This is a genomic window from Pseudomonas sp. GW821-FHT09D08, from assembly GCF_059416305.1.
On record NZ_JBWKOX010000043.1, the window covers coordinates 1 to 5,227 of the forward strand.

Consider the following 5,227-nt stretch of genomic DNA (forward strand, 5'->3'; position numbering starts at 1 on the left):
GTCAAACACGCTGGCCGAACGCAGGCTTGAATCCGTGGGTAACCCGGCAGGACGCCGGGTTAGCCGTCCTGGGCCAGAGATGGCCTATGACGGCGGCCCACGGATTCAAGCCTTCGTTCGGGCACACCGAGCCTAGGCGAGGCGCCGAGTGTTGGGGCAAGAGCCCTTTGGTTACTTTGGGGCTTTTCCAAAGTGACCCGCTGTAAGAGCGGAACCCTACGCCGCCGTTACCTAAATAACGGATATGTACCCAATCAAAAAACCTTGACCCCGATCAAGGGAACCCCACCCCATTCTCCGTAACCTCACTGCATCTTGTGTCTTAAAGCCTAAAAACATCTATATGTAGTGCCTGGAGCCCGGAAAATGCAAAACACGCTCACCCCGCTGGTCAGCACCCGCCTACACAAACGCGACGGCAGCCTGGTCCCCTTCAACGCCGAAAAAATCCACCACGCCCTGACCGCCGCCGGCACCGCCACCGGCGAGTACCAGGAGGCCGACGTCGACCTGTTACTGGGCGCCGTCCTGGCCCGCCTGAGGGGCATCGAACACCTGGACGTCGAACAAATCCAGGACAGCGTCGAACGCGTGCTGATGGACGCCGGCTACTTCCTCTCCATGCGCGCCTATATCGTCTACCGCGAACAACACGGCCGCCTGCGCCGCGACCGCAAGACCCTGGTGGAAGTCGCCACCTCGATGAACGAATACCTCGACCGCGAAGACTGGCGCGTGCAAGCCAATGCCAACCAGGGCTACTCCCTGGGTGGGCTGGTGTTGAACGTGTCGGGCAAGGTCACCGCCAACTATTGGCTCGACGAGGTCTACAGCCAGCAGATCGGCCGCGCGCACCGCGAGGCGGATTTGCATATCCATGACCTCGACATGCTCGCCGGGTATTGCGCCGGCTGGTCGCTGCGTTCGCTGCTGCACGAAGGCCTCAATGGCGTGCCGGGCCGTGTCGAAGCGGGGCCGCCCAAGCACTTGAGCAGCGCCCTGGGGCAGATGGTCAATTTCCTCGGCACCCTGCAAAACGAATGGGCCGGCGCCCAGGCGTTCAGCTCGTTCGATACCTACCTGGCGCCCTATGTGCGCAAGGATCAACTGAGTTACGCCGAGGTGCGCCAGGCGGTGCAGGAGTTCATCTACAACCTCAACGTGCCGTCGCGCTGGGGCACCCAGACGCCGTTTACCAACCTGACCTTCGACTGGGTGTGCCCGGAAGATCTGCGCGAGCAGGTGCCGGTGATCGGCGGTGAGGAAATGCCGTTTGCCTATGGCGACCTGCAAGCGGAAATGGAGCTGATCAACCGCGCCTATATCGAAGTGATGCAGGCCGGCGATGCCAAGGGCCGGGTCTTCACCTTCCCGATTCCCACCTACAACATCACCCACGATTTCCCCTGGGACAGCGAGAACGCCGACCGCCTGTTCGAGATGACCGCGCGCTACGGCCTGCCGTATTTCCAGAACTTCCTCAATTCCGATATGCAACCCAACCAGGTGCGCTCGATGTGCTGCCGCCTGCAACTGGACGTGCGCGAGCTGCTCAAGCGCGGCGGTGGGTTGTTCGGTTCGGCGGAGCAGACCGGCAGCCTGGGCGTGGTGACGATCAACTGCGCGCGCCTCGGCTACCTGTTCAAGGGCGACACCTCGGGCCTGTTGCAACGCCTGGACAGCCTGATGGACATGGCCATGGAAAGCCTGGAGGTCAAGCGCAAGGTGATCCAGCACCATATGGACGCCGGCTTGTACCCCTACACCAAGCGTTACCTCGGCACCTTGCGCAATCACTTCTCCACCATCGGCCTCAACGGCATGCACGAGATGCTGCGCAATTTCACCGGCGACGAGCAGGGCATGCACACCGAGAAAGGCCGCGCATTTGCCCTCAAGTTGCTCGACCATGTGCGTGCCACCTTGCTGCGCTTCCAGGAAGACACCGGCCACCTCTACAACCTCGAAGCCACGCCGGCGGAAGGCACCACCTACCGCTTCGCCAAGGAAGACCGCAAGCGCTACCCGGGCATCCTGCAGGCCGGCAGCGACGTCGCGCCGTACTACACCAACTCTTCGCAACTGCCGGTGGGCTTTACCCAGGACCCCTTCGAAGCCCTGGAGCTGCAAGACGAACTGCAATGCAAGTACACCGGCGGCACCGTGTTGCACCTGTACATGGCCGAGCAGATTTCCTCGGCCCAGGCCTGCAAGCAGCTGGTGCGCAAGGCGTTGGGACGTTTCCGCCTGCCGTACCTGACGATCACCCCGACGTTCTCGATCTGCCCGGTGCACGGTTACCTCGCCGGTGAACATGAGTTCTGCCCCAAGTGCGATGAAGTGCTGGCACGGGCCGCTGCGCACTGAACCAATCTTCCAACCCGCAAGGAGATTCACCATGCAAGCATCCCAGCCACAACGTCAGCGCTGCGAAGTCTGGACCCGGGTGATGGGCTATCACCGGCCCGTGTCGGCGTTCAATCCCGGCAAACAATCCGAGCACAAGGAACGCGAGCATTTCACTGAAACGGCCGCCGTGGCCGGGCGCCAATGAGTCGAGCGCTACGGGTCGGGGGCCTCGTGCCCCTGACCACCCTCGACTACCCCGGCATGCTCGCCTGTGTGCTGTTTTGCCAGGGCTGTGCCTGGCGCTGTCGTTACTGCCACAACCCGGACCTGATCCCGCCGCGCGGTAGCACGGAGGTGGATTGGCGCCGGGTGTTGCTGTTTTTGCAGCGGCGCAAGGACTTGCTCGACGCCGTGGTGTTCAGCGGCGGCGAGCCGACCTTGCAGGAAGGCCTGCCGGCGGCCATGGATGAAGTGCGGGCGATGGGCTTTCGCGTCGGCCTGCACAGCGCCGGGATCAAGCCGGCAGGGTTTGCCAATGCGTTGCGGCATGCCGATTGGGTCGGCTTTGACGTCAAGGCGCTGGCCGAGGATTGCCAGTTGATTACCCAGGTCAAGCACAGCGGCGCCGCCAACTGGCGCAGCCTCGACACCCTGTTGGCCAGCGGCGTGGAATACGAGTGCCGCACCACGGTGCATTGGCATTTGATCGATCCCCCTCGGTTGCTGTTGCTGGCCCAGCGTTTGCAAGCCAACGGCGTGCAACGCTTTGCGGTGCAAATGGTGCGCACGGCCAGCATGCTCGATGCGCAATTGTCGAGTTCTCCGGCACAGGCTGCCTTGCCGGAGTTATGGAGCCGATTGCGCGAGTTGTTTCCTGCTTTTGTATTGCGAGGGTGATCGGCGCCCTCAAGCGGATTTTTATAGATGCTGCCCATGACGGGCAGGTGTTCATCAGGGACTATCACAATGAAGCAATTAACCACGGCACAACGCATTGTCATCGGCTTCGCGATTGCGCCGCTGGCGCTGGTCGGCTTGGTGTTTTACGCCCTTCACGACCTGGCGACCCTCAAGCAGCAGTCCGAGCAGATCGTGCAGCAGGACTGGCCCAGAATTGCGCCGATCATGGTGATCGCCACCGGGGTACGCGATAACGGGCGCAATACCCGCGACCTGCTGATCGACCAGGACAACCAACAGGCCCAGGCCTCCATCGGCACCACGCGCGAGCGCATCACCCAGGCGTTCGCCACCCTCGAACCGCTGCTCGACACCGCCGAAGGCAAGGCCGCCTATGCCACCTTGAAAACCCACCGTGAGGCCTACGTGGCGGCCTTCACCCAGGTGCAGGCGCTGATCCGGCAAGGCGCGCGCGAGCAGGGCCTGGCCCAGCTCAAAGAGCAGGTGATCCCGGCCGAGCTTGAGGTGTTCAAGAGCCTGGATGCGCTGATGGCCATGCAAGGGCGGCTGTTCGCCGAGCGCCAGCAGGCGGCGCAAACCCTGTATGACGAGGCGCGACGCACCATGCTCGGGCTGTTCCTGCTGTGCCTGGCCCTGGTGGTGGTGGCGGCGGTGATCGTCACGCGCAGCGTCACCCGCCCGCTGGGCGGCGAGCCGGATGAAGTGGCGCGGGTGTTGAGCCATATCGCCGAGGGCGACCTGACCCTCGAGGTGCCGTTGGGCAACAGTATCGACGGCAGTGTGATGCGCAATCTGCACCAGATGCAGCAGAGCCTCAACCAGATGGTCCGCCATATCGCCGCGTCGGTGGACGGCGTGGCCAGCTCGTCGGAAGAGTTGAGCGCGGTCAGCGGCCAGACCAGCAGCAGCCTGCAGTTGCAGGGCCAGGAAATCGAACAGGCCGCCACGGCGGTGAACGAAATGACCGCCGCCGTCGACGAGGTGGCACGCAATGCCGTGAGCACCAGCGAAGCCTCGCGCCTGTCGGAGCAGACCGCCCAGCGTGGACAGGCGCAGGTGCAGGAAACCGTGGCGTCGATCAATACCTTGGCCACCGGTGTGGTGGAAACCTCGGAGCGTATCCAGCAGTTGGCCGGCCGTGTGCAAGACATCAGCAGCGTGCTCGAAGTGATCCGCAGCATTGCCGACCAGACCAACCTGCTGGCGTTGAACGCGGCCATCGAAGCGGCCCGCGCTGGGGAAGCCGGACGCGGGTTTGCGGTGGTCGCCGATGAAGTGCGCGCGTTGGCCCATCGCACCCAGGTCTCGACCCAGGAGATCGAGCAGATGATCGGCAATATCCGCCAGGACACCGAACACGCCGTGGCCGCCATGCACAGCAGCAGCGAGCGGGTACAGGCGACCTTGAGCGTGGCGCAACGTTCGGGAGAAGCGCTGGACGAGATCACCCGGTCGATCTCGCAGATCAACGAACGCAATATGATGATTGCCAGCGCCACGGAAGAGCAGGCGCTGGTGGCGCGGGAAGTGGATCGCAACCTGGTGGGCATTCGCAACCTGTCCCAGCAGGTGTTGCAGGGCGCGATACACACCGAGACGGCCGGGCATGACCTGGCCGGGATGGCGGGGACGCTGCATCAGACGGTGGCACGGTTCAAGGTGTAACTTCGGCTGGTGCGGTCAGGGGGCTTGTTTCCGTGGCGGCCGTCGGGCCGACCATGTCGTTGGATTTGATTGAGTACATATCCGTTGCTGCGGTAACGGCCACTTAGGGTTCCGCTCTTACAGCGGGTCACTTTTGGAAGAGCGCATTTGAGATCAAAAGCCAAAGCGCGGCGGCCTTAGAGCCGACCGGAGTTGGGTCTGGTGTACTGGGTAAAAAATGTGGGAGGGGGCTTGCCCCCGATTGCAGTGGGTCAGTACCAAATCCATCAACTGACACTCCCTCATCGGGGGC

At 63.1% G+C, this 5,227-nt stretch carries 4 protein-coding genes; all 4 read left to right on the top strand.

Annotation, left to right across the window (positions count from 1 at the left end):
* Nucleotides 1-366: 366 nt before the first annotated feature.
* The 4 genes from AC07OP_RS31535 to AC07OP_RS31550 all read left to right on the top strand — a co-directional run bounded on the left by AC07OP_RS31535 (nt 367) and on the right by AC07OP_RS31550 (nt 4,935).
* The gene (locus AC07OP_RS31535; RefSeq protein WP_495103124.1) at nt 367-2,367 is read left to right on the top strand and encodes a ribonucleoside triphosphate reductase; all 2,001 of its coding nucleotides are present in this window, start codon (nt 367-369) and stop codon (nt 2,365-2,367) included.
* Between the two features lie 31 nt (nt 2,368-2,398).
* Nucleotides 2,399-2,554: an anaerobic ribonucleoside-triphosphate reductase gene (gene nrdD / locus AC07OP_RS31540; RefSeq protein ID WP_495103123.1), complete on the top strand. Its 156-nt coding sequence runs from the start codon at nt 2,399-2,401 to the stop codon at nt 2,552-2,554.
* Nucleotides 2,551-3,246: an anaerobic ribonucleoside-triphosphate reductase activating protein gene (locus AC07OP_RS31545; protein ID WP_065927214.1), complete on the top strand. Its 696-nt coding sequence runs from the start codon at nt 2,551-2,553 to the stop codon at nt 3,244-3,246. The genes nrdD and AC07OP_RS31545 overlap by 4 nt, the downstream gene beginning before the upstream one ends.
* A gap of 69 nt (nt 3,247-3,315) precedes the next feature.
* Complete coding sequence (locus AC07OP_RS31550; protein WP_495103122.1) at nt 3,316-4,935, top strand: methyl-accepting chemotaxis protein; 1,620 nt, start codon at nt 3,316-3,318, stop codon at nt 4,933-4,935.
* The last annotated feature ends 292 nt before the right edge of the window (nt 4,936-5,227 follow it).

Coding starts and splice junctions, on each gene's coding strand:
- AC07OP_RS31535 (WP_495103124.1), top strand. CDS start 367: ATGCAAAACACGCTCACCCCGCTGGTCAGCACCCGCCTACACAAACGC.
- AC07OP_RS31545 (WP_065927214.1), top strand. CDS start 2,551: ATGAGTCGAGCGCTACGGGTCGGGGGCCTCGTGCCCCTGACCACCCTC.
- AC07OP_RS31550 (WP_495103122.1), top strand. CDS start 3,316: ATGAAGCAATTAACCACGGCACAACGCATTGTCATCGGCTTCGCGATT.
- nrdD (WP_495103123.1), top strand. CDS start 2,399: ATGCAAGCATCCCAGCCACAACGTCAGCGCTGCGAAGTCTGGACCCGG.